This is a genomic window from Actinocatenispora comari (assembly GCF_017312725.1).
Taxonomy (GTDB): Bacteria; Actinomycetota; Actinomycetes; order Mycobacteriales; family Micromonosporaceae; genus Actinocatenispora; species Actinocatenispora comari.
In genome coordinates, this window is the sequence record NZ_BOPO01000040.1 from 1 (window position 1) to 21,869 (window position 21,869).

The 21,869-nt window shown below is 73.1% G+C and carries 20 protein-coding genes and 2 pseudogenes; 5 read left to right on the top strand and 17 right to left on the bottom strand.

Annotated elements, in window-relative coordinates; genetic code table 11:
• Positions 1-187 precede the first annotated feature (187 nt).
• The 5 genes from NUM_RS12575 to NUM_RS12595 all read right to left on the bottom strand — a co-directional run bounded on the left by NUM_RS12575 (position 188) and on the right by NUM_RS12595 (position 5,079).
• Positions 188-856, bottom strand: coding sequence for a hypothetical protein (locus tag NUM_RS12575; RefSeq protein WP_225918524.1), 669 nt, complete (start codon positions 854-856; stop codon positions 188-190).
• Complete coding sequence (locus NUM_RS12580) at positions 853-1,383, bottom strand: hypothetical protein (RefSeq protein WP_207125003.1); 531 nt, start codon at positions 1,381-1,383, stop codon at positions 853-855. The genes NUM_RS12575 and NUM_RS12580 overlap by 4 nt, the downstream gene beginning before the upstream one ends.
• Before the next feature lie 120 nt (positions 1,384-1,503).
• Complete coding sequence (locus NUM_RS12585) at positions 1,504-3,855, bottom strand: sodium-translocating pyrophosphatase (RefSeq protein WP_207125004.1); 2,352 nt, start codon at positions 3,853-3,855, stop codon at positions 1,504-1,506.
• Positions 3,856-4,218: 363 nt separating this feature from the next.
• Positions 4,219-4,662: an ATP-binding protein gene (locus NUM_RS12590; protein WP_207125005.1), complete on the bottom strand. Its 444-nt coding sequence runs from the start codon at positions 4,660-4,662 to the stop codon at positions 4,219-4,221.
• Positions 4,663-4,674: 12 nt separating this feature from the next.
• Positions 4,675-5,079 (bottom strand): STAS domain-containing protein, encoded by a 405-nt coding sequence (locus NUM_RS12595; protein WP_207125006.1) that lies wholly within the window; start codon positions 5,077-5,079, stop codon positions 4,675-4,677.
• Between the two features lie 217 nt (positions 5,080-5,296).
• Between NUM_RS12595 and NUM_RS12600 the strand changes: the two genes are divergently transcribed.
• Both NUM_RS12600 and NUM_RS12605 read left to right on the top strand, forming a co-directional pair.
• Entirely contained in the window at positions 5,297-7,639 is a 2,343-nt protein-coding gene (locus tag NUM_RS12600; RefSeq protein WP_370466977.1) for a DEAD/DEAH box helicase, read from the top strand.
• A gap of 63 nt (positions 7,640-7,702) precedes the next feature.
• The gene (locus NUM_RS12605; RefSeq protein WP_225918526.1) at positions 7,703-8,704 is read left to right on the top strand and encodes a hydroxyacid dehydrogenase; all 1,002 of its coding nucleotides are present in this window, start codon (positions 7,703-7,705) and stop codon (positions 8,702-8,704) included.
• Positions 8,705-8,815: 111 nt separating this feature from the next.
• On the opposite strand, the pseudogene NUM_RS37920 reads toward NUM_RS12605, so the two are convergent.
• From NUM_RS37920 to NUM_RS12645, 8 genes and pseudogenes are all read right to left on the bottom strand, one after another.
• Positions 8,816-9,166: pseudogene (locus NUM_RS37920) on the bottom strand (Rv3654c family TadE-like protein); the annotation flags it as partial.
• A complete protein-coding gene (locus NUM_RS12615) occupies positions 9,166-9,690 on the bottom strand; it encodes a TadE family type IV pilus minor pilin (RefSeq protein WP_225918527.1) in 525 nt (174 codons plus the stop codon). The gene NUM_RS12615 and the pseudogene NUM_RS37920, both read right to left, overlap by 1 nt.
• 192 nt (positions 9,691-9,882) lie before the next feature.
• A complete protein-coding gene (locus NUM_RS12620) occupies positions 9,883-10,056 on the bottom strand; it encodes a DUF4244 domain-containing protein (RefSeq protein WP_207125010.1) in 174 nt (57 codons plus the stop codon).
• 56 nt (positions 10,057-10,112) lie between these two features.
• Positions 10,113-10,697, bottom strand: a complete 585-nt coding sequence (locus tag NUM_RS12625) for a type II secretion system F family protein (protein ID WP_207125011.1) — start codon at positions 10,695-10,697, stop codon at positions 10,113-10,115.
• A 158-nt stretch (positions 10,698-10,855) separates the two neighbouring features.
• On the bottom strand, positions 10,856-11,701 hold the full coding sequence (locus NUM_RS12630) for a type II secretion system F family protein (RefSeq protein ID WP_207125012.1): 846 nt from the start codon (positions 11,699-11,701) through the stop codon (positions 10,856-10,858).
• Complete coding sequence (locus tag NUM_RS12635; RefSeq protein WP_207125013.1) at positions 11,698-12,894, bottom strand: TadA family conjugal transfer-associated ATPase; 1,197 nt, start codon at positions 12,892-12,894, stop codon at positions 11,698-11,700. The genes NUM_RS12630 and NUM_RS12635 overlap by 4 nt, the downstream gene beginning before the upstream one ends.
• A complete protein-coding gene (gene ssd, locus NUM_RS12640) occupies positions 12,891-13,973 on the bottom strand; it encodes a septum site-determining protein Ssd (RefSeq protein WP_207125028.1) in 1,083 nt (360 codons plus the stop codon). The genes NUM_RS12635 and ssd overlap by 4 nt, the downstream gene beginning before the upstream one ends.
• Positions 13,974-14,188: 215 nt before the next feature.
• Positions 14,189-15,028, bottom strand: coding sequence for a hypothetical protein (locus tag NUM_RS12645; protein ID WP_207125014.1), 840 nt, complete (start codon positions 15,026-15,028; stop codon positions 14,189-14,191).
• A 331-nt stretch (positions 15,029-15,359) separates the two neighbouring features.
• Between NUM_RS12645 and NUM_RS12650 the strand changes: the two genes are divergently transcribed.
• Positions 15,360-16,958: an ABC-F family ATP-binding cassette domain-containing protein gene (locus NUM_RS12650; RefSeq protein WP_207125015.1), complete on the top strand. Its 1,599-nt coding sequence runs from the start codon at positions 15,360-15,362 to the stop codon at positions 16,956-16,958.
• Between the two features lie 168 nt (positions 16,959-17,126).
• Here NUM_RS12650 and NUM_RS37925 read toward each other — a convergent pair whose 3' ends face one another.
• Both NUM_RS37925 and NUM_RS37160 read right to left on the bottom strand, forming a co-directional pair.
• Complete coding sequence (locus tag NUM_RS37925; RefSeq protein WP_207125016.1) at positions 17,127-17,330, bottom strand: GrpB family protein; 204 nt, start codon at positions 17,328-17,330, stop codon at positions 17,127-17,129.
• Positions 17,281-17,727: a GrpB family protein gene (locus NUM_RS37160; protein ID WP_263975120.1), complete on the bottom strand. Its 447-nt coding sequence runs from the start codon at positions 17,725-17,727 to the stop codon at positions 17,281-17,283. Before NUM_RS37160 ends, NUM_RS37925 begins: the two co-directional genes overlap by 50 nt.
• Positions 17,728-17,822: 95 nt before the next feature.
• Between NUM_RS37160 and NUM_RS12665 the strand changes: the two genes are divergently transcribed.
• Entirely contained in the window at positions 17,823-18,938 is a 1,116-nt protein-coding gene (locus tag NUM_RS12665) for a MerR family transcriptional regulator (RefSeq protein ID WP_207125017.1), read from the top strand.
• On the opposite strand, the gene NUM_RS37165 is transcribed toward NUM_RS12665, so the two are convergent.
• Both NUM_RS37165 and NUM_RS37170 read right to left on the bottom strand, forming a co-directional pair.
• Positions 18,928-19,179, bottom strand: a complete 252-nt coding sequence (locus tag NUM_RS37165; protein WP_225918528.1) for an ArsR/SmtB family transcription factor — start codon at positions 19,177-19,179, stop codon at positions 18,928-18,930. The two genes, NUM_RS12665 and NUM_RS37165, sit on opposite strands and share 11 nt — an antisense overlap.
• An 87-nt stretch (positions 19,180-19,266) precedes the next feature.
• Positions 19,267-19,946, bottom strand: a pseudogene (locus tag NUM_RS37170) (IS5 family transposase); the annotation flags it as partial.
• Positions 19,947-20,163: 217 nt separating this feature from the next.
• Between NUM_RS37170 and NUM_RS12680 the strand changes: the two are divergent.
• Entirely contained in the window at positions 20,164-21,048 is an 885-nt protein-coding gene (locus NUM_RS12680) for an oxidoreductase (protein WP_207125019.1), read from the top strand.
• Positions 21,049-21,869 lie beyond the last annotated feature (821 nt).

Below are 21,869 nucleotides of genomic sequence, written 5' to 3' on the forward strand. Positions count from 1 at the left end.
CCGGGACGGTCGGGCGCTCGACGGTGGTCGCGGTCCGGCTGCCGTCAGGCGGCCCGGGGGTCGCCCGGCGATCCGCATGGTCAGGCGGCCCGGGGCGGTCGGGCGCTCGATGGTGGCGGGTGGTCCGGCTGCGGTCGGACAGCCCGGGGCGGTCGGGCGCGCGATGGTGGCGGGGGTCCGGCTGCGGTCAGGTGGGCCAGGCGTGGTCGTCGGCGCCGGCCGGCGGCGGGCCGAGCACGTCGGCGAGGGTGGCCAGGTGGGCGCGGCCGACCACGCGCAGGCTCGGGCCGCTGGTCAGCAGTTCGGCGTCGAAACCGGCCACCCGCAACGCCACCCGCAACGGCTGCCAGGCCGACTCGGCGCTGGGCAACGGCAGCAGGTACCCGAGACTGTCCCGGCGGCCGCCGGCGATCGCCCACAGCCGCAGCGCCAGCCCGTCCGCCCGGAAGTCGGCCGGCGGCCGGGTCACGGTGCCGTGCAGCCAGGCGTCCGCGACCGGTGCCAGGACCGCGCAGAACGCGGTGCGCACGCCGATGTGGTCGTCCACCGTCGGTACCCGGCTGCCGGTCAGGCCCCGCCGGTCGAACGCGGCGAGCAGCGCCGCCGCCCGCCACTCCTGCGTCACCACCACCGAGACCCGTGCGGTACCGCCCATCCGGATCACCTGGCCGCCGCCCGCGAGCACGCCGGCCACGTCGACGGGTCGCGGCTCGGCCAGTACCGCAGAGAACAGGGACGCCTGCGGCGGCGCGGTGCGGCGGCGGCGCGGCTGCGGGGTCCGTTCGACCGGGTGCTCCGGCGCGGGCAGCGCGAACAGCGGCTCGATGGCCGGCGGTTCGTCCGACGCGGCGCTCACTGGCACTCCGGTACCTCGTCGAACGCCTGCTGCAGCGGCTCGGAGCGGACCTTCGAGGTGTCCAGCGCGCCCGCGTCGTACTGCGAGTTCAGCTTGTCGATCGCGCTGGACACGCCGTCGTAGAAGGACTTCGCGTTCGTCGTCGGCAGCTTGCGGATCGCGTCCCGGGCGGTGCGGTAGGAGTCGCGGGCCGAGGTCAGCGCGGCGGTGAACTCGTCCGCGATCTTCTTCCCGTCGTCCACGTCGGGCACCCCGGCGGCGAGCAACCGGTCGCGGGCCTTGTCGGTGGCCTTCGCCTCCGAGTCGAGCAGGTTCAGCAGGGTCACCTTCGCCGCGTCCGGCGTCGTGACCTGCTGCATCTCCCGCTGGGTCTGCCGGGTCAGCTTGCTCACCGTGCTGGTCCACGGCTTCAACGCCTGGCAGACGTGGGTCGCCCAGGTCTTCGCCGGCACGCCGTCGGAACCGCAGCCGGCGAGCAGCACCAGCGCGGCCAGCACCGGCACCGCCGTACGTGCGAGAGCCCCCATGGCCCGGAACGGTAACCGGTCCACGGGGGCTCCGCACAACCCCTGCTGTCACCGCGGGCGGCCGGACCGCCCCCGGTCACCGGGCGCGGTCGCCACTCGCACGACCGCGCCCGGGACGGGTCAGGCCGAGGCCTGCGCCGCCTCCTTCTTCGCGCCGTTCTCCTCGCCGACGGCGATCGGACGACGCTTCGCGACCACCAGCGCGGCCACGATGATCGCCAGCGCCACCAGCGCGATCGCGATCCGGACGCCGGTGTTCTTCGAGGCGCCGATGGAGAACATCACCACGGCCGGCGCGATCAGCAGCGAGACCAGGTTCATCACCTTGATCAGCGGGTTGATCGCCGGACCGGCGGTGTCCTTGAACGGGTCACCGATCGTGTCACCGATGATCGTCGCCTCGTGCGCCTCCGACCCCTTGCCGCCGTACACCCCGTCCTCGACGAGCTTCTTCGCGTTGTCCCAGGCACCGCCCGAGTTCGCCAGGAAGATCGCCATCAGGATGCCGGTCGCGATCGCGCCCGCCAGGTACGCGCCGAGCGCGCCGACGCCGAGCCCGAAACCGACCACGATCGGCGCGAACACGGCCAGGATGCCCGGCGTGATCAGCTCACGCTGCGCATCCCGGGTGCAGATGTCGACGACCTTGCCGTACTCGGGACGCTGCGAGCCGTCCATGATTCCGGGGAACTCCCGGAACTGTCGCCGCACCTCGAACACCACGGCGCCGGCGGACCGGGACACCGCGTTGATCGCCAGCATGCTGAACAGGAACACCACCGAGGCGCCGATGATCAACCCGACCAGGTTCGACGGGTTGCCCACGTTCAGGATCCCGGTGTACTGCTGGATGTCCAGCGTGCCGAGCCCCTTCATGCTGTCCTTCGCCGCGCTGGTCACGGTGTCGGTGAAGGAGCCGAACAGCGCGGTCGCCGCGAGCACCGCGGTCGCGATCGCGATGCCCTTGGTGATCGCCTTCGTGGTGTTGCCGACCGCGTCCAGCTCGGTGAGGATCTGCGCACCCTCGCCCTCGACCTCGCCGGACATCTCCGCGATGCCCTGCGCGTTGTCCGAGATCGGGCCGAACGTGTCCATCGCCACGATCACGCCGACCGTGGTCAGCAGGCCGGTACCGGCGAGCGCCACCGCGAACAGCGACAGCACGATCGAGCCGCCGCCGAGCAGGAACGCGCCGTACACCGCCGCGGCGATCAGGATCGCCGAGTACACCGCCGACTCGAAGCCGAGGCTGACGCCGGACAGGACCACGGTGGCCGGGCCGGTCAGCGACGTCTTCGCCACGTCCTTCACCGGCCGCCGGATGGTGTCGGTGAAGTACCCGGTGAGCAGCTGGATCAGGGCCGCCAGCACGATGCCGATCAGTACCGCGACGATCGCGATCAGCTGCGGGCTGCGGGTCGGGTGACCGATGCTCGCGGACACGCCGTGCAGGCCGGAGAACTTGCTCGGCAGGTAGACCAGCGCCGCGACCACGCACAACACGGCCGAGATCGCCGCCGAGATGAAGAACGCCCGGTTGATCGCCGCCATCCCGGACCGGTCGGAGGGCCGCAGCCGGGTGATGAACACGCCGATGATCGCGGTGACCACCCCGATCGCCGGCACGATCAGCGGGAACACGAGGCCCTCGGAGCCGAACGCGGTGCGACCCAGGATCAGCGCCGCGACCAGCATGACCGCGTACGACTCGAACAGGTCGGCGGCCATCCCGGCGCAGTCACCCACGTTGTCGCCGACGTTGTCGGCGATCGTCGCGGCGTTGCGCGGGTCGTCCTCCGGGATCCCCTGCTCCACCTTGCCGACCAGGTCGGCGCCGACGTCCGCGGCCTTGGTGAAGATGCCGCCGCCGACCCGCATGAACATCGCGAGCAGCGCGGCACCGAAACCGAAGCCCTCCAGTACGGTCGGGGCCTTGTCCCGGAAGATCAGCACGACGACGCCGGCACCGAGCAGACCCAGCCCGACGGTCATGAAACCGACCACGCCGCCGGTACGGAAGGCGATCTGCATCGCGCCCTCGCGGCTGCTGCGCGCGGCCGAGGCCACCCGCAGGTTCGCCCGAGTCGCGAGAGACATCCCCGCCCAGCCGATGAACGAGCTGAAGATCGCGCCGACCACGAAGAACGCGGACCGGCCGATGCGCACTTCCCAGCCGCCCTCGTTGACCGGCAGTGCCAGCAGTAACAGCAGCGCGACGATCACGAAGATCCCCAGCGTGCGGAACTGCCGGCCGAGATACGCCGAGGCGCCTTCCTGCACCGCGCCGGCGATCTCCTGCATCTTCGTCGTGCCCCGGTCGGTCGCCAACACCAACTTGACCAGGCCGGCCGCGAACCCCAACGCGACAAGCGCGATCACCGCCGCGATCACCACGTACACCAGGTTGGTTCCGGTCAGGGACACGCTGCTCAGGGACAGGGTCTCGCCGCCAGTGGCGAGAGTGGTGTCCATCCGTCCTCCTGTACCACCGTCTGTGATCCGGCCCGGCCGGTCGGTCGGTCCGGTGCAACTCGCGGAGTGTATCGGGCCGATCGTGCCGAGACTCACAAGCCCAACCCGCAGCATCCTGTGTCCCAGGCCACTGTGTTAATACGAACCGCATTACGGACTTACCACGTGGGCGGCCGCAATACCAGCCCCTACGCGTGATCTCCGATAGCGGTACGACCGCTTGGCGCCGGACGGACGAAACGCGTCGGGCGCCGTCGAGGTGTTGTCGAGCGCGCCAGAGGTGGGTGTCGGGCGCGCCAGAGGTGGGTGTCGGGGCGCGCCAGCGGCGGGTCGGGCGCTGGGCAGGACGGGCCGGGAGACGGGTCAGGCGGTGGGCCAGGACATCCGCACGGAGGTACCGGCGCCGTCCCGGCGGGGCACCACCTGCAGGTCGTCGACCAGCCCGGTCAACAGCGCCAGACCCATCCCGACCGCCACCGACGGGGCCGGGAACGAGGTGTCCGAGTCGGCCACGAGTTCCACCGGGTCGGGCACCGAACCGGTCTCCGGCCTGGTCTCGGCCGGGCCGCGGTCGCTGACCCGCACGGTGAACCGGGCACCGTCGGCCATCTCGACCTCGACCAGCTCGCTCAACTGGTACAGCTGGTGCAGAGCCACGGCACGGGAGCAGGCCTCGCCGACGGCGAGGCGCACCTCGTCGAGCACCTCCTCGGCCACGCCGGCGCGCCGCGCCACCGCCACCGCCACCAGACGGGCGGTGCGGACGTGTGCCGGCGCCGGCGAGAACTCCAGCCGTACCGTGGGCATGGCGGGCCGCCGCTATCTGTCGGTCACCGGCGGAACGGCGTGACCGCCGTCCGGCCGATCCTCCGAGCCACCGGGATCGGGCTCCACCGCGAGGGCCGCCTGTTCGGTCGGCACGATCGTGAAGATCCGGTCCAGACCGGTGATGCGGAAGATCTTCAGGATCCGCTCCTGGTCGCACACCAAGGCAAAACTGCCGGACAGGGCCCGCATCCGCTTCAACCCGCCGACCAGCACGCCGAGTCCCGTCGAGTCGAGGAACTCGACCCCGCTGAGGTCGACCACCAGATGCCGGGCGCCGTCCTCGACCAGCTGCACCAGCCGCTGCCGCAGCTTCGGCGCGGTGTAGACGTCGATTTCGCCCGTAACCCGCAGAATCGTACGATCGGCCACGGTACCCGTCTGCAACGACAGCTCCATGCAGAACCTCCCTCAGCTCGACCGCTCCGCTCACCGGCACTCTACCGACGTCAGCGACCCGCACCGTACCCGTCGGGCGCGGTGGCCGGACAGGATCCGTACCCGGTGGGCCTGCCGAGCCGGGCTGCCGACGCCCGCCGAGCCCCGTTTCGCGCGGACCGTCTGCCGGCCGCGCGGTGGCCGAGGACGCGATGGTCGCACGGACGTGGCAGAGTTTCTGCCAGTGGACGCAAGGGACCTGCTGGCAAGGCTGACAGCCGGGCGCCACACCACCTCCGACGGCGCCGGGCCGGTGACGCATATCCGGCACCTGCCGGCGCGGGCCGGGCAGACCGAACCGTGGCCCGACTGGGTGCCCGAGGCGCTGCGCAAGTCGCTCGCCGAGCAGGGCATCACCGCACCCTGGCGACACCAGACCGAGGCCGCGCAGCTGGTGCACGACGGGCACAGCACCGTCATCGCCACCGGGACCGCGTCGGGCAAGTCGCTGGCCTACCAGCTGCCGGTGCTGACCGGGCTGCTCGCCGAGCCGCGGGCGACCGCGCTCTACCTGTCGCCGACCAAGGCGCTCGCGGCCGACCAACTGCGTTCCCTCGACGGGCTGCTGACCGGTGACCTCACGTCCCTGACCGCGGCCGGCTACGACGGCGACACCCCGCAGGCCGAACGCGACTGGGTGCGGGCGCACGCCCGGCTGGTGCTGACCAACCCGGACATGCTGCACCAGGGCATGCTGCCGGGGCACCGGCGCTGGGCGACGTTCCTGCGCCGGCTGCGGTACGTGGTGATCGACGAGTGCCACACCTATCGCGGCGTGTTCGGCTCGCACGTCGCGCAGGTGCTGCGCCGGCTCCGGCGGCTGGCCGCGCACTACGGCGCCGACGAGCCGGTGTTCGTGCTGGCCTCGGCCACCGTCGCGGAGCCGGCGACGGCAGCCGGCCGGCTCACCGGGGGGCCGGTGCGGGCGGTCACCGAGGACTTCTCGCCCCGCGCCGCGCGCACCGTGGCGCTGTGGGAGCCGCCGTTGCTGCCGCCGGAGGCGGCCGCCGGCGAGCACGGCGCACCGGTCCGGGTCTCCGCCCTCACCGAGTCTGCCACGCTGCTGGCCGATCTGGTCGCCTGCGGCGTGCGGACGATGGCGTTCGTCCGGTCCCGGCGGGGCGCCGAACTGGTCGCCGCGATCGGGCGGCGGGCACTCGCCGAGGCGGTACCGGAGCTCGCCGACCGGATCGCCGCGTACCGCGCGGGCTATCTCGCCGAGGAGCGCCGCGAGCTGGAACGCGCGGTGCGCTCGGGCGAGCTGCTCGGCATCGCCGCGACCACTGCGCTGGAACTCGGCGTCGACCTGGTCGGCCTGGACGCGGTCGTGCTCGCCGGCTATCCGGGCACCCTCGCCTCGCTCTGGCAGCAGGCCGGCCGGGCCGGGCGCAGCGGTGTGGACGAGGCGCTGTGCGTGCTCGTCGGTCGGGACGACCCGCTCGACACCTACCTGCTGCACCACCCGGAGGCGATCTTCGACCGCCCGGTGGAACAGACCGTGCTGGATCCGGCCAACCCGTACGTGCTGGGGCCGCACCTGTGCTGCGCGGCGGCGGAGCTGCCGCTCAGCGTCGCCGACCTCGACCTGTTCGGCGGCGAGATCGCACGGTCCACCGTGGCCTCGCTGGCCGCGGCACGGTCGCTGCGCGAGCGCCCGACCGGCTGGTACTGGACGCAACGCGGGCGCCCGCAACTCAACCTGCGCGGCGGCTCGGGCGAACCGGTGTCGGTGGTCCGGGCCGGTACCGGTCGGCTGCTCGGCACGGTCGACGCCGACGCGGCGCACAGCCAGGTACACGCCGGTGCCGTCTACCTGCATCAGGGTGTCTCCTTCGTGGTCGACGAGCTGGACCTGGACGACGGCGTCGCGCTGGTGCATCCGGAGACGCCGGACTGGACCACGCACGCCCGCGAGCAGACCGACCTCACCGTCGTCGGCACCGTCCGGTCGGTACCGGCAGGGCCGGTCACCCTGCAACTCGGCGTCGTCGACGTGACCAGCCAGGTCGTCTCCTACCAGCGGCGCCGCTCACCGAACGGCGAGTTCATCGACGAACGGCCGCTGGACCTGCCGCCGCGCCAGCTTCGTACCGTCGCCGTCTGGTACACGATCGATCCGGCGGCGCTGGAGAGATCCGGGCTGGCCGAGGCAGACCTGCCGGGCTCCCTGCACGCCGCCGAACACGCCGCGATCGGACTGTTGCCGCTGACCGCGACCTGCGACCGGTGGGACATCGGCGGCCTGTCCACCGCGCTGCATCCCGACACCGGCCTGCCCACCGTGTTCGTCTACGACGGGCACCCGGGTGGTGCCGGCTTCGCCGAGCGTGGTTTCGGCGCGGCAGTCCGGTGGCTGACCGCGACCCGGGACGCGATCCGGGCGTGCGGTTGCGAGGCCGGCTGCCCGTCCTGCGTACAGTCACCGAAGTGCGGTAACGGCAACGATCCGCTGGACAAGTCGGGTGCACTGCGGGTGCTCGACCTGGTGCTCGACGCGCTCCCGGACGACCCGGATCGCTGAGCACCGCCGGGACCGATGACGAACCGCGCCGACCGGTATCGGCTGCAGAGAGGACGGTGGGCCGTGGGCGAGCGTCCGGTCGCGGTGCTGGCGATGCGCGACGACCTGGTCGGACAGATCTTCCCCGACCCCGTGCTGGCGCGACTGGCCGATCTGGTCGACTGCGACCCCGCGGCCATTCTCACGGACCCCGGCGCGCCGCCGCCGGACCTCACCGCGGCGCAGATCCTGCTCACCGGCTGGGAGAGCCCGCAGCTCGACACCGCTGTTCTCACCGCCGCACCCCGGCTGCGGCTGGTCGTGCATGCCGCCGGCTCGGTCAAGCAGCTCACCACGCCCGAACTGTTCGCCGCAGGCGTCACCGTCTCGTCCGCCGTCGCGGTCAACGCCCGCCCGGTCGCCGAGTTCACCGTGGCATCCATCGTGCTGGCTACCCGGCGGGTGTTCCGCTACGCGGCCGACTACCGCGCCGGCATCTCGCGCCACGGCTATCCGGTCGGTGAGGACACCGGGCTGTTCGGTCTGACCGTCGGGGTCGTCGGCGCCTCGCAGATCGGCCGGCTGGTGCTGCAGCTGCTCGCCGGGTACGGCGTGGAACTGCTCGTCTACGACCCCTTCCTGACTCCCGACCAGGCCGCGGAACTGGGTGCGACGGCGGTGGAGCTGGACACCCTGTGCCGTCGCTCCGACGTGGTCACGGTGCACGCACCGGAGCTGCCGGAGACGTACCGGATGCTCGACGAGCGGCGGCTCGCCCTGCTGCGTGACGGAGCCGTCGTCATCAACACCGCTCGGGGCGCGCTGGTGGACACCGAGGCGCTCGCCGCGCACTGCGCCACCGGCCGGCTCGACGCGGTACTGGACGTCACCGATCCGGAGCCGCTGCCCGTCGGGCATCCGCTGCTGGAGTTGCCCAACGTCCTGGTCACGCCGCATCTGGCCGGCACGCGCGGCCGGGAACTGCGCCGGTTCGGCGAGTTCGTCGTGTCCGAGGTGCACCGGTGGCTCGCTGGAGAGCCGCTGCAGGGCAAGGTGAATCCGGACGTGCTGAGCCGCTCCGCCTGAGCTGGCGGGTCCGGCCGTCGGACCGGCACGAGTCGCCGCGGCCCCGCTGCGCGTACGCGGAGCGCCGACAGGGATGACACCGCCGCCGTCGATGAGCACCGGTCCCGCCCTGGCGACCGCAGTCGCCGCGCCGAACCGTGCGAGCGCGGCGATCGGCGCCACCGCGGCCCCGACCGTCGCGTTCAGGCCGTCGAGCTGGCACCGGGTCAGCCGGGCCGAGTTCTCCCGGGCGAGCCGGGCGGCGTGCGAGCAGGCGGTCGCGCTGCCCTCGATCGCGTGCTGGGCCGCCGCGAGCGCGGCGAGATCGGCCGCCGCCTGGGCCCGGTGCCGGGCCAGCACGGCCGCACCGACCCAGGTGACCCCGCCGGCCAGCAGTAACACCGCGAGGCCGACGCCGAGCAGCACGATCGTCGCGGAGCCCTCCTCAGGGCCGAGGCCCGAGCGCGGGCGGAACCGGCCCATCACGGCGCGACCCCGGGTTCGGCCTCGGCGACGGCGGAACCGGACACCGTCAACGAGGACAGCACCGAGCCCAAGGGGATCACCGGCGCCGTCACGGTGGCGTGTACCGACTCTCCGGTCGAGACCGACACGTGCGCATTCGTCGGGGCGGCGCGGACGCCGGCCACCACGCCGTTGTCGCCGCGGGCCGCCGTGCGAGCCGCCTCCCGCGCGGCATCGACGCATTCCACCTTGGCGATCAACGCGGCCACCGCGGTCAGCCCCACCAGCAGCAGCAGGACGACGCCCGGCATAGCCACCGCGAACTCGGCCGTGGCCGAGCCGCGTTCACGTCTCGAACCCGGCGATGCACCGACGCGCTCACTCGAACCCGTCGCGGCCCCGGTCGCCGCCTGCGTCGAACGCGCGCGGGCCTCGATGGCCGTCCGCTTCGAACCCGCACGGATCCCGATGGCCGTCCACTTCGAACCCGCGCGGGCCGCGGTGGCTGCCTGCCTCGAACTCGCACGGCCCGCGGTGGTCAACTGGTTCGGACCGGCTGTCGGCCCGGCGGGTGGCGCAGGGGCAACCTGTCTGAGCCTCGCTGGTGAGCCAGGCGCCGGCCGCAGGGGGCCCACCGGGGCCGCGGTGGCCGGCGGGGTGAAGCTCGCCGGACCCGCGGGGGCCGGCTGCTGCGCCGGCCCCCGGCCGCGACGATCGTTCGTCACGGTCATCACTCAGCCCAGCGCCCGCTGGATGATGGCGGTCAGCGCCGACTGCACCGTCGACGACGTCAGTACCTTGAGCAGCAGCCCGGCGAACGCCACCGCAGCGATCGTGCCGACCGCGTACTCCGCGGTGTTCATCCCGGCGTCGCCACGCAGGCGGCGACGGATCCGTTGCAACAGCATGGATTCCTCCCTTGTCGTGCGGGTGGGACGATCCCGACCCGGTGACCGCGGTCCGCTCAGGGCAGGACCGCACCCAACGTCGACGCGACGACCGGGACCAGGCCGCCGACGACGAACGCCGGAAGAAAGCAGAGGCCGAGCGGCAGCACCAGCAGCACGCTGGCGCGTTGCACGGTGGCCTCCTGTTCGTGCTTCTCGTTGGCGCGCAGATCCGCGGCGACCCGGCCGAACACCCGAGCCAGGCCCGCGCCGCTGTCGGCGCTGCGGATGGCGGCGTCCGCCAACCGGTCCCCGCCGGGCACGTCCCGGACCGCCTGCCAGGCGGTGACCGGCGCACCGCCGAGGGCGAGCGCGCGACCGACCTGGCCGAGCCGCTCCCCGAGCGGTCCGGCCAGGGCCGCACCGACCGCGCCGGTGGCGGTCGCCGTCGGCGCACCGGCGGCGAGCGCGGATGCCAACAGATCGAGCGCGAACGGCAGATCCGCGACCGCCTGGCGACGCAGCCGCCGTACGGCCGGCGATTCGATCCGGCGCACCGCGAAGGCGACACCGACCGCGACCGCCAGCCCGGCCAGCACGCCGGCCCAGCCAGAGACCAGGACCGCCACCCCGAGGCCCGCCAACGGCGCCACCAACACCATCGGGCGGCGGGTACGGGTGCGGCGATCGGCCGGCGTTGCCCGCGGCGCGATGCGCGAAAGGCGCCCGGTGCTGCGACCGGAGCGACGACCGACCACCGCCGCCACGACGGCGAGGGCCAGCAGGCCAGCCGTCGCCACTGCCGTGCCGGCTCCGGCCGTCACGCCGGCACCTCCCCGTCGGTACGGGTCAGCCGCAGCGTCCAGGCGACACCGGCGGACTGCAGTGCCAACGCGGCCACGGCGCAGCCGGCACCGATCCCGGTGTGCCACAACAGCTGCAACGGATCGGCGCCGATGGCGTAGCCGAGGCCGATACCGGCCAGCGGTAGCAGCGCGAGCAGCGCCGCCGTGACCCGGTTACCGGCGGTCTGCGCCGCGGCGGCGCGGCGCAGCCGTTCGCGCTCGGACAGTTCGGTCTGCAGCCGGTCGAGCAGGTCGGCCAGCGGGGCTCCGGTGCCGGCGGCGAGCCGCCACGCGACCGCCAGGCGCGCGGTGATGTCCGCCCGGGACGGTTCGGGATCGCCGGCCAGGACCGCGGCGGGATCGTCCGGTACGACCGGGTCCGGTGCGGTCAGCGGGTCGACCTCGGTGCCCGTCAGTCGCGGCCAGACGTGGCCGAGCGCGCGGGACGGAGCGAGGCCGGCCTGCAGGTCGTCCGCGAGCGCGGTCACCGCGTCCAGCGCCGCGGCGCGAAGGCGGCCGGCCCGCTGTGCCGCACGGCGCCGGAACGCCAGGTACGCACCGAAACCGGAGTACGTGCCGCACACCAGCGCCGCGACCGGGCCGGCCGTCGTCGCCCCTAGCAGCGCGCCGAGCAGCGCCGCCACCGCCGCACCGGTACGGGTGGAGCGGGTGACGGCGCGCAGTGCCCGCCGGGCGAAACGCACCGCGGTGTTCGACGGCGTCGTCCGGATGCCGGCCATCCGGCGCCGGCTCGTCCGGGTCGGCAACACGAGCAACAGGGCGGCGCCGCCGAGGGTCAGGCCGGCGAGCAGCTCGGTCATGCCCGGCCGCCCGGGTCCGCGGTGCGCAGCAGCGGCGGCACCGGCACGTCGCGGTCGGTCAACAGGGTGGCAAGGGCCGCGGCGGCCGGTTGGGCACCGGCACCGCGCCGCCACACCGGGGTGGCGAGCACCCGATCGTCCGGGCCGCTCGGTGTCAGCAGGCAGATCTCGTCGAGCACGCGTCCCGACGGAGTGCGGCGCAGGTGCAACACGACCCGCAGCGCGGAACGAAGCTGGGCGTGCAGCGCGGCGCGCCCCAACCCGCCGAGCAGCCCGAGCGCCTCGAGCCGGGCCGGCACGTCGCGCGGCGCGTTGGCGTGCAGCGTGCCGGCACCGCCCTCGTGCCCGGTGTTGAGCGCGCCGAGCAGTTCCACGATCTCGGCCCCGCGGCACTCGCCGACGACCATCCGGTCCGGCCGCATCCGCAGCGCCTGTCGCACCAGGTCGCGCAGAGTCACCTCGCCCGCGCCCTCGGCGTTCGCCGGGCGCGCGGTCAGACCGACCACGTGCGGGTGGCTCGGCCGCAGTTCGGCGGCATCTTCGACGACCACGATGCGTTCGGTGGCCGGCACCTGGCCGAGCAGCGTCGACAACATCGTCGTCTTGCCCGAGCCGGTGCCGCCGGTCACCAGGTAGGCGAGGCGGGCGTCGACGATCGCGAGCAACACGTCCGCGACCGGCGGAGTGATCGTGCCCGCCTCGATCAGCTCGTCGACGCCGAAGGCGCGGTGCCGGAACGTGCGAAGCGACAGGTAGGGTCCGCCGGGCGCCACCGGGGACAGCACGGCGTGCAGCCGGGTGCCGTCCGGGAGCCGGGCATCCACGAACGGGTGGGCATCGTCGAGCGCGCGGCCGCAGCCGGCGGCGAGACGCTGGGCGAGTCGGCGAACCGGGTCGGTGCCGAGCCAACGGACCGGCACCCGCGCCAGACCGGCGCCCCGATCGCACCAGACCTCGCGGCCGTTGACCAGCACGTCGGTGACCCGCGGGTCGGCCAGCAACGGATCGAGCGGACCGGCACCGACCAGGTCTCGACGCAGCTCATCGGCCATCGCGAGCAGCGCACGATCGCCCAACGCCGCACCGCACTCGGCCCGCACCGCCGCAACGATCGCGGCCGGGCTGGCGGCACTTCCGTTGCGCGCCAACCGCTGCCGGACCCGGTCGGTCAGCTCCTCGTCGACGGACATCACGCCACCTCGCGACCGCTGTCCGCGGTCAGCTCGGCCACCAGCTGCTCGCAGAGCTCGGCCAGCGGTCCGCGGCCGGATCCGGTCGGCGGATCGCCACGCTCCAGGGACGCGGCGAGATCCGGTTCGGGCCGGAGCACACCGGCCACCGGCAGCCCGAGCGCGGCGCCGACGTCGCGTGCGGTCAGGCCGCCCGGCGCCGGGCCCCGCACCACCACGCGCAACGACCGGCAGTGCGGCCCGACCTGGGCGGCGACCCGAACCGCGGCCGCACAGGCGCGAATGTCGGCGGTGACCGGCATCAGCACCTCGCTGGCCGCCTGCACGCCACACATCGCCGCCGGGCCCAGGCTGCGCGGAAGGTCGACGACGACGAGGTCACCGCCGCGGCGACCGGCGTCGAGGGTGGCCTCCATCGCCTCGACCGGAACGTCGATCTCGTCGCCGCGGTCCCAGGAGACCATCGCGAGCTCACCTTGTCGCGGCAGGCCGGCACGCAGTGCCGCCACGTCGACCCGGCCTCGTGCGGCGGAAAGCTCGGGCCAGCGCAGGCCCTGCGCGCCCTCGGCGCCGAGGAGCAGGTCGACGCCGCCGCCCAACGGGTCGGCGTCGACCAGCATGGTCCGCAGTCCGGTGCGTGCGGCGGTCAGCGCCAGCCCCGCGGCCAGTACGCTCGCGCCGACGCCGCCGCGGCCCCCGATCACCGCGACGACCGGCGCCGACTCGCGGTGCCGGGCACCGGCGCTGCCGAACCGCTCGGTCAGCCAGGCCGCGGCGGCCGGCAGCACCACGACGTGGTCGGCGTCGAGCTGGCTCGCCGCCCGCCAGGATCCGGCGTCGTCGGACACCGGCTCGAACGTCGCGTCGCCGGGCTCGGACAGCCGCGTCACCAGCACCAGACCACGGCGTCGCGGCAGCCGGGCCCGGACGCAACCGGTGACCGCGTCGGCGCCGATCACCACCAGCGTGGCCGTACGCCAGTGCCGGCGCGCGGCGGTGGCGTCCGGTGCGACGTCGACGTCACCGCAGCCGGCGGCGGCGAGCGCGAGCAGCTCGTCGAGCAGTTGGGCGTCGCCGGTCACCACCAGCGGGCGCGGCGCGACGTCGGGCGGATCGGCAGTGTCCATGGCCATCGGTGCCTCCGGGTCGGTGAGCTGACCGCCCCACCGTCCCGCCGCCGCACCGTGCCGGCCAGCTACCCACCGCGATCTGTGGACAGCCGGGACCCCTGTGGACAACCTGGCCACACGCGCCGATCCGCGCTATCGCGCGCGATCCGTCGGCAACGAACCCGGGCTCAGAGTGGTGAATCCGCCGGCTCGGGGATGAGTTCGCTCAGCACCGGATCACCGCCGGACAGTGCCAACAGCAGGAACCGCGCCATCCCCAGGTCGTACCGGTGCACCCTGTCGGGCTCGCCGCGCAACCACAGCAGTACCGGCCAGCGATCCGGATCGGTGCCCTCGGTCGACCAGAAGCAGTGGTCGCCGCGGAAGTTGTCGCCCCAGCACAGCAGGCCGCCGGGTTCCGGGTGGAACGTGAACGGGCGGCCGTCCGGGCGCGGCGGGAGGATCTGCTCGAACGTCTCGGCCACGCCGTCGTTCAGGTGCCCGACGAAGTCCGCCAGTTGCCCGGCGGAGTACTCCCGGCACGGGCCGCGCACGCCGAAGGTCTCGCGCAGCGCGCGGTGGCCGAACACGTCGATGAACTCGCGGTAGTCGTCGGGCAGCCACCGTGCGCCCGCCTGCTCCCACGGCAGCGGTACGGCCAGCGACTTGTCCACGCCGGCGAACCGGGCGAGTTCCGTGACGTCCGGACGTGGCGCGCCCCGCGCGCCGCGGCGGCCGCGGACGTCGCGGCGGGCAGCCCAGCCGACCACGCGCCGTACCGCCGGGCGAAGCGCCGGCTCGGTGGCCACGTCGAGCTCCGCGCCGGACGGATCGGACAGCACGACCTCGTACCCGCCGTCGTCGGCGACCGCGATCGAGCCGTACCACGACGCGTCGTCGGACTCCACGGTGACGAACGTGTTCGCGTCCCGGTCGAGGCCGCGCACCAGCTCCCGTATCTCGATCTCGGTCGGGTCATCGATCCGGAGCCCGCTCTCGCTCTCCGCATGGTGGAAGTCGGCGGTCATCCGCCCTCCTCGTCTTGTCGGCCAGGCACCACAGCATCGCCCGGCCGGCCGAGACCGGTACCGCGGTGCCCGCAAGTCGTTTGCACCGGGCCCGGCCACTCAGTACGCTCGGGTGAGCTGCCGCCGTTCAACGGAGTCGACATTGATCTTCTGAGGTGCCCAGACACCGCGAGCATCGGGGTTCTCCCAGCGTCGCGCGCCTGACCTCGGATGGCAGCTGACATCCCGACACGCCGCAGCACCGCTTCACGGTGCGGCTGTCCACTGGTGCGTTCCCCGTGCAGGTGTTTCGCGTCCTGCCACTGTCCACCTCCAGCGGGGAGCCATGCCCATGTCCGCGTCGATCGTCTGCTCTGATCTCGGTTTCGCCTGGCCGGACGGCGAAGTCGTCTTCGACCAACTCGACCTGACGATCAGCGCCGGCCGTACCGGGCTGATCGGGCTCAACGGGTCCGGCAAGTCCACGCTGCTGCGGCTGATCGCCGGCGAGCTCGAACCCGCGTACGGCACCATCAACGTCACCGGCGAGCTGGGGTACCTGCCGCAGAACCTGATCCTCGACTCGGCCCGCCGGGTGGACGACGTGCTCGGCCTGGTGGAGATCCGGGCCGCGATCAGCGCGATCGAGCGCGGCGACACCGACGAGCGGCACTTCACGGCCGTCGGCGACCGGTGGGACGCCGAGGAACGTACCCGCGCCGCCCTCGACCGGCTCGGGCTCGGGCACGTGACGCTGGACCAGCGGGTCGGCGAGCTCTCCGGCGGCGAGCTGGTACTGCTCGGGCTCACCGCGCAGTTCCTTCGCCGGCCGGAGGTGCTGCTGCTCGACGAGCCGACCAACAACCTGGATCTGGCCGCTCGACGCCTGGTGTACCAGGCGATCCGGGAGTGGTCCGGCGTGCTGGTGCTCGTCTCGCACGATCGCGAGATCCTGCGACAGGTCGACCGGATCGGCGAGCTGCGGTCCGGGTCGGTGACGTTCCACGGCGGCAACCTCGACGACTACGAGCGCGCGGTCGCCATCGAGCAGGAGGCGGCCGAGCGGATGGTGCGCGTCGCCGAGTCCGATCTTCAGCGGCAGCAACGGGAGCTGACCGAGGCGCGCACGAAGCTGGACCGGCGCGCGCGGTACGGGCAGAAGCAGTGGGACAGCAAGCGGGAGCCCAAGGTACGGATGCGCAAGCGGCAGGAGGATGCGCAGATCGCCGCCGGCAAGCACCGCAACCTGCACCTGGACCGGGTGGCGCAGGCCAGGGATCGGCTTCGGGAAGCCGAAGCGGCGGTCCGCGCCGACGACGAGATCCGGATCGACCTGCCGGCGACGTCGGTACCGTCCGGGAAGGAGGTGCTCACACTGTCCGATGTGGAGCTTCAGCACGGACCGACGGTGCGCCTCGCGGTACGAGGGCCGGAACGGATCGCGCTCGTCGGGGCGAACGGTGCCGGCAAGACCACGCTGCTGCAGACGATCGCCGGGGCGCTCCCGCCGCGATCGGGAACGGTCGACGTACCGGTGCCGGTGCGCTCGCTGCCGCAGCGGCTCGATCTGCTGGACGACGCCCTGTCCGCCGCCGGGAACGTCTCCCGCGCGGCGCCGGCCGCCTCGAACAACGCGATCCGGGCCCAGCTGGCGCGGTTCCTGTTGCGCGGCACCAAGGCGGACCAGCCCGCCGGCAGCCTGTCCGGCGGGGAGCGGTTCCGGGCGACGCTGGCCACGCTGCTGCTGGCCGAACCGGCACCGCAGCTGTTGCTGCTGGACGAGCCGACCAACAACCTGGACCTGGCCAGCGTCCGCCAGCTGACGCAGGCGCTCGGCTCCTACGCCGGCGCCCTCGTCGTGGCCAGCCACGACGTCGCGTTCCTGCACACCATCGGCGTGACCCGATGGGTACACCTGGACTCGACGCTGACGCAGATCGACCCGCCGTAGCCGTCCGTCGATCGTCACATCCCGTCCGGAGACGGGCCTTCCGGTCACGGCTGCGGCGACGACCGGAGCCGAGCTGCCACGACGAGGCCCGGCCTCGCGCGCACCGTGGGGCGCCCGGGCCGGGTTACCGGTCACTGTCCCCGGGCCGGGCGACGAGCGGCGTTCCCGTCAGTCGCCGCGAAGCCCCGCTTTGCGGAGTATGGCGAGGATCGCGGTCGCCTTCTGCGCGTTGTACGCGGACACCGACCACGGTTGGTCCGCCGCCGCCCGACGCTTCGCGGCCTGGTAGGCGGCGCGATCGTCGGAATGGGAACGGAGCCAGTCACGGAAGACCAGGTGCCGCAGGTGCTCGTCGCAGTCCGGACCGAACACGTGCAGGTTTCACGGTGTGCCCGTCGTTCCAGCAACAGCGGTGCTGGTACCAGCCCGGTTCCCGGGTGCGCAACAGGTACCCGAGCGGTGCCAGCGCGGGCAGGTAGCCGGACTCGTCGGCCGGATCGGTCACGATCAGGTCGATGTCGATCCGGTTCTTCGCCGCCAGCCCCGGTACCGACGTCGACCCGACATGCTCGACGGCGAGCGCGCGGCTGCCCAGCGCTGCGCGGATCCGGGCCCGCTCCCGGGCGAACCGGGTCGGCCAGGCCGGGTCGTACGGCGTCATCGTGATGGCCGCCGCGGGCACGTCGATCGCCCGGTCGCCCACCGCGCCGGCCGCGATGCGCTCGCGGCTGAGCTGGTTCGCCGGATCCGGCAGCGGCGGTACGCGCATGCCACCGAGCGTATGCCCCCGCGCATCCCCGACCGCCCGCACCGGCAGGTCGAGGTACTTGACCCTCACGTGGCGTCATGCCGCATCGTCGAGGCATGGCGGAACACCTGACCGTGGGACGCGTGGCCGAGCTGGCCGGGGTCAGCGTCCGCACGCTGCACCACTACGACGAGATCGGGCTCGTCCGGCCGTCCGCACGAACCGCGGCCGGCTACCGGGCCTACCTCGCCGACGACGTCGAACGGCTGCGCGAGGTGCTCGCGTACCGACGGTTGGGCTTCGGGCTGCGCGAGATCGCCGATCTGGTCGACGATCCGGCCGCCGACGCGGTCGGGCACCTGCACCGGCTGCGCGGCCTGCTGCTCGAACAGCGTGACCGGGCGGCCGCCATGGTGACCGCCATCGATCGGGAACTGGAGGCGCGGGCAATGGGGATCAGGACCACACCGGAGGACCAGCTCAAGGTGTTCGGCGCGCAGCTGTACGAGGTCATCGGGTCCGCGTATCCGGCGACGCGACGCACCGAATCCCGGATCGCGGAACGGATCTGGGCGGCACTCGGCGACGCCCGGACGGTACTCAACGTCGGCGCCGGAACCGGCTCGTACGAGCCGCCCGACCGCGACGTCACCGCGGTGGAACCGTCGGCGGTGATGCGGGCGCAGCGTCCCGACGGCGCCGCACCGTGCGTGGCGGCGAGCGCCGAGAGCCTCCCGTTCGAGGACCGGTCCTTCGACGCCGCGATGGCGGTCAGCACCGTGCACCACTGGCCGGACCCGGTCGCCGGGCTGCGCGAGATGCGTCGGGTGGCCCGCCGGGTCGTGGTGTTCACGTACGACGCGAGCACGACCGGGTGGCGCGACCGGTTCTGGCTCACCCGCGACTACCTGCCCGAGTTCGCCGACCTGCTCGCGGGCTGGCCGTCGCTGACCGACATGACCCGCGCGATCGGTGGCCGTGCCGAGCCGGTACTCGTCCCGTGGGACTGCACCGACGGGTTCTTCGAGGCCCACTGGCGGCGGCCCGAGGCGTACCTGGACGAGCAGGTGCGCCGCGCGGTGTCGGTCTGGACCCGAGTCGGCCCGCGGGCGGAGCGGCGAGCGGTCGAACGCCTCCGCGCCGACCTCGCCTCCGGCCGCTGGGCCGAACGCAACCGCGACCTGCTCGACCTCGACGCCGCGGAACTCGGCCTCCGCCTCCTCATCGCCTGACCGGGCTTCCGACCGCACCGGTGATGAGTCCCACGAGCTCGTCGCCGAGCGGCGTGCGCTCGTAATACACCGATCGGCCGGTACGCTGCCTGGTCACCACTCCGGCCTGTCGCAGCGTGGCGAGGTGGGCCGACACCGTGCCGAGGGAGAGATCGAGCGCGACGGCCAGTTGTGACGACGTGGCCGGGGTGCGTACCTCGGCCAGGACACGGGCCCGGCCTGGTCCGAGCAGCCGGGCCACCCCACCGCGCGGCGGCAGATCGTCGGCCAGGGAGCCGCGCGCCTGGTAGAGCTGCTTGTTGAAGGCGGGCGGGCGTCCACCGCGGCGTCCGCGGCGCTTGCGGCCAGCGATCTGGTCAGCGCGTTCGGGGATGGTGTGGCTGATGTGGCGCTCGCGTAGCCAGGTGCGGATCGCGCGCGACGAGTAGCCCTTGTCGGCCAAGACGGGATCAGGCCGACAGCGGGGTCGGCCTGATCCCGGGTGTGGTACCCAGATCGCGTCCATCGCTTCGGTGAACCGGGTGCAGTCGTTGAGGTTGCCGCCGGAAAGCACGAACGCCAACAGCCGGCCCTTGCCGTCGCAGGCGGCATGGATCTTGGTGCTCAGCCCTCCTCGGGATCGGCCGAGGGCGTGATCTGCCGTTTCGCCGGGTTCGCTGATCCCCTTTTACGCGCACCAGCCGCATGCTGATGCCCCCGCACGATCGTGGAATCCACGCTGACCAGCCAATCGATGTCACCGGCCGCGTTCGCCTGCGCCTGCACCCCCGACAGCATCCGGCCGAACGTGCCATCCAACGCCCACCGTCGAAACCGCGTATACACCGACTGCCAGGATCCGTACCGGGCCGGGACATCCGGCCATGCCGCACCCGACCGGACCTTCCACACGATCGCGTTCAACACCCGCCGGTCATCACCCCGAGGACGCCCACCCCTCCGCGGCGCAGGCAGAAACGCCTCCAGCACAGCCCATTCCTCGTCGGACAACTCACAACGACGCACCACGCACTACATGATCAACTACCCCAACTTACAACCTATGAAGACACGCTCTAGGGAGCCGCTGCCGGGTCCGGGGTGACCGCCCGAGCACAATGGTTCGGTGCGGTCGAGGAGCGCGGGCCCGCAGCCGGTATCCGACGCGCGAGACGAGCTGTTCGGGACAAGAGCGGGGAACCGGCGGTCCAAGCCGCCGGTACCGGACGGGGAGGTGAGGTCGTCAGTGGAGCCGAGTGTCGCGGTGGTGGGCCCGGGTGCGATCGGCACGACAGTGGCGGCGGCGCTGCACGAGGCCGGCCGTACGCCACGGATCTGTGGCCGGACCGCGCGCGAACGCCTCCATTTGCAGGGCGCGGCGGGTCGCATCGTCGTACCCGGGCCGGTACGGACCGAGCCGGCACAGGCGGGCGGCGCGGTCGACGTGGTGTTTCTTGCCGTCAAGGCGACGCAGGTCGAGCAGGCAGCGCCGTGGTTGACGGCACTCTGCGGTGCGGACACGGTCGTCTGCGTGCTGCAGAACGGCGTCGAGCAGGGATCGCTTGTGGCACCGCACGTTCCGGACGCCCGAGTCATCCCGTCGGTCGTGTGGTTCCCCGCCCAGGCGCGGCCCGACGGTTCCGTGTGGTTGCGTGGTACGGCGCGACTGACCCTGCCGGACACACCGGCGTCCCGGGTGGCGTGCGAGGCCCTGCGCGGTACCTGGTGCTCGGTCGAACTCGCCACGGACTTCCTGTCCGTGGCGTGGCGCAAGCTGTTGCAGAACGCGGTCGCCGGGTTGATGGTGCTCACCGGCCGCCGCGCCGGCATGTTCGCCCGTACCGACATCGCCGAGTTGGCGCTCGCCTACCTGCGGGAGTGCCTGGCGGTGGCCCGAGCCGACGGCGCGATGCTCGGCGACGAGGTACCGCACGAGATCGTCGACGGGCTCCGGTCGGGGCCGGCCGACCTGGGCACGTCCATCCTCGCCGACCGCGAGGCCGGCCGACCGCTCGAATGGGACACCCGCAACGGCGTCGTACTGCGCCGGGGACGGGCACACGGCATCCCCACGCCGATCAGCGATCTGCTCGTACCGCTGCTCGCGGCGGCGAGCGACGGGCCGGGCTGAGTCCGCACGTTCCGGGCGGGCGCTCGGTGGCCTGCCAACGGCCGGGTGCCGACGCCGCGGCGTACAGCCCTGGGCTGCCGTGCGGCGTACCACGGGCCGACCGCCACGGACGATCTGCTGACTTCGGCCGGACGGACGCCGCGCCGGCCGCATGGCGACCACCGACGCTCCCGGTCTGCGCAGCACGAACGCCTCGCCGCAAAGTCCCGGGATAGGGACGACCCCCGCCGGGGGGTGGCGGTTTCTGGTCGCCGTCACTCCCCGGTCGTGTGCTCTGACCTGCACAAACCCGTGATCTTCAATGCCGTCTGGTGGCACCGTTGGCCACCGGTTGTGCTGACTTTCTGCTGACTTTTCGCGCCGGTCCGAGGCTTCCCGGGCCGGCGCGTCAGCATGCTCAGCGGTCCGCGCTACGGCCCGGTCGACGGCGCGGCTCACGGCTCGGTCCGGCGCCGGACGGACGTCGACCACCCGGACCGGTGGCAAGGCGGCCCCGGGTTTGGGCCGGCGCGGCAGCGATCGCCCCCGACCACGCAGCAACGGCAACCGAGCAGGGCGATCGTCGGCAGTGCCCCGAGGTCTCGCCTGAACGGCACGCTCGCAAGACAGGGGCGCCGGGTCGGCGGCGGCGCTCCGGCCCCGTAGGCGGCAGCCGAAGGGGCCGGGCCTTACCACCGCCGACCCGGCGCGCGCCGCGCTCGCGCGGCGCCTTGATCATGTAGAGACCAATTCGGCAGCACGCACCAGAGCCTGTCTGTCCTCCGTCGACTGATGCGCGACAGCGGCCATCATGGGAGCATGGCTAATGAGAAACCCGCGGC

Coding starts and splice junctions, on each gene's coding strand:
- NUM_RS12620 (WP_207125010.1), bottom strand. CDS start 10,056: ATGCTGTTGCAACGGATCCGTCGCCGCCTGCGTGGCGACGCCGGGATG.
- NUM_RS12580 (WP_207125003.1), bottom strand. CDS start 1,383: ATGGGGGCTCTCGCACGTACGGCGGTGCCGGTGCTGGCCGCGCTGGTG.
- NUM_RS12650 (WP_207125015.1), top strand. CDS start 15,360: ATGTCCGCGTCGATCGTCTGCTCTGATCTCGGTTTCGCCTGGCCGGAC.
- NUM_RS12595 (WP_207125006.1), bottom strand. CDS start 5,079: ATGGAGCTGTCGTTGCAGACGGGTACCGTGGCCGATCGTACGATTCTG.
- NUM_RS12625 (WP_207125011.1), bottom strand. CDS start 10,697: ATGGTGTTGGTGGCGCCGTTGGCGGGCCTCGGGGTGGCGGTCCTGGTC.
- NUM_RS12590 (WP_207125005.1), bottom strand. CDS start 4,662: ATGCCCACGGTACGGCTGGAGTTCTCGCCGGCGCCGGCACACGTCCGC.
- NUM_RS12645 (WP_207125014.1), bottom strand. CDS start 15,028: ATGACCGCCGACTTCCACCATGCGGAGAGCGAGAGCGGGCTCCGGATC.
- NUM_RS12665 (WP_207125017.1), top strand. CDS start 17,823: ATGGCGGAACACCTGACCGTGGGACGCGTGGCCGAGCTGGCCGGGGTC.
- NUM_RS12630 (WP_207125012.1), bottom strand. CDS start 11,701: ATGACCGAGCTGCTCGCCGGCCTGACCCTCGGCGGCGCCGCCCTGTTG.
- NUM_RS12585 (WP_207125004.1), bottom strand. CDS start 3,855: ATGGACACCACTCTCGCCACTGGCGGCGAGACCCTGTCCCTGAGCAGC.
- NUM_RS37160 (WP_263975120.1), bottom strand. CDS start 17,727: ATGCGCGTACCGCCGCTGCCGGATCCGGCGAACCAGCTCAGCCGCGAG.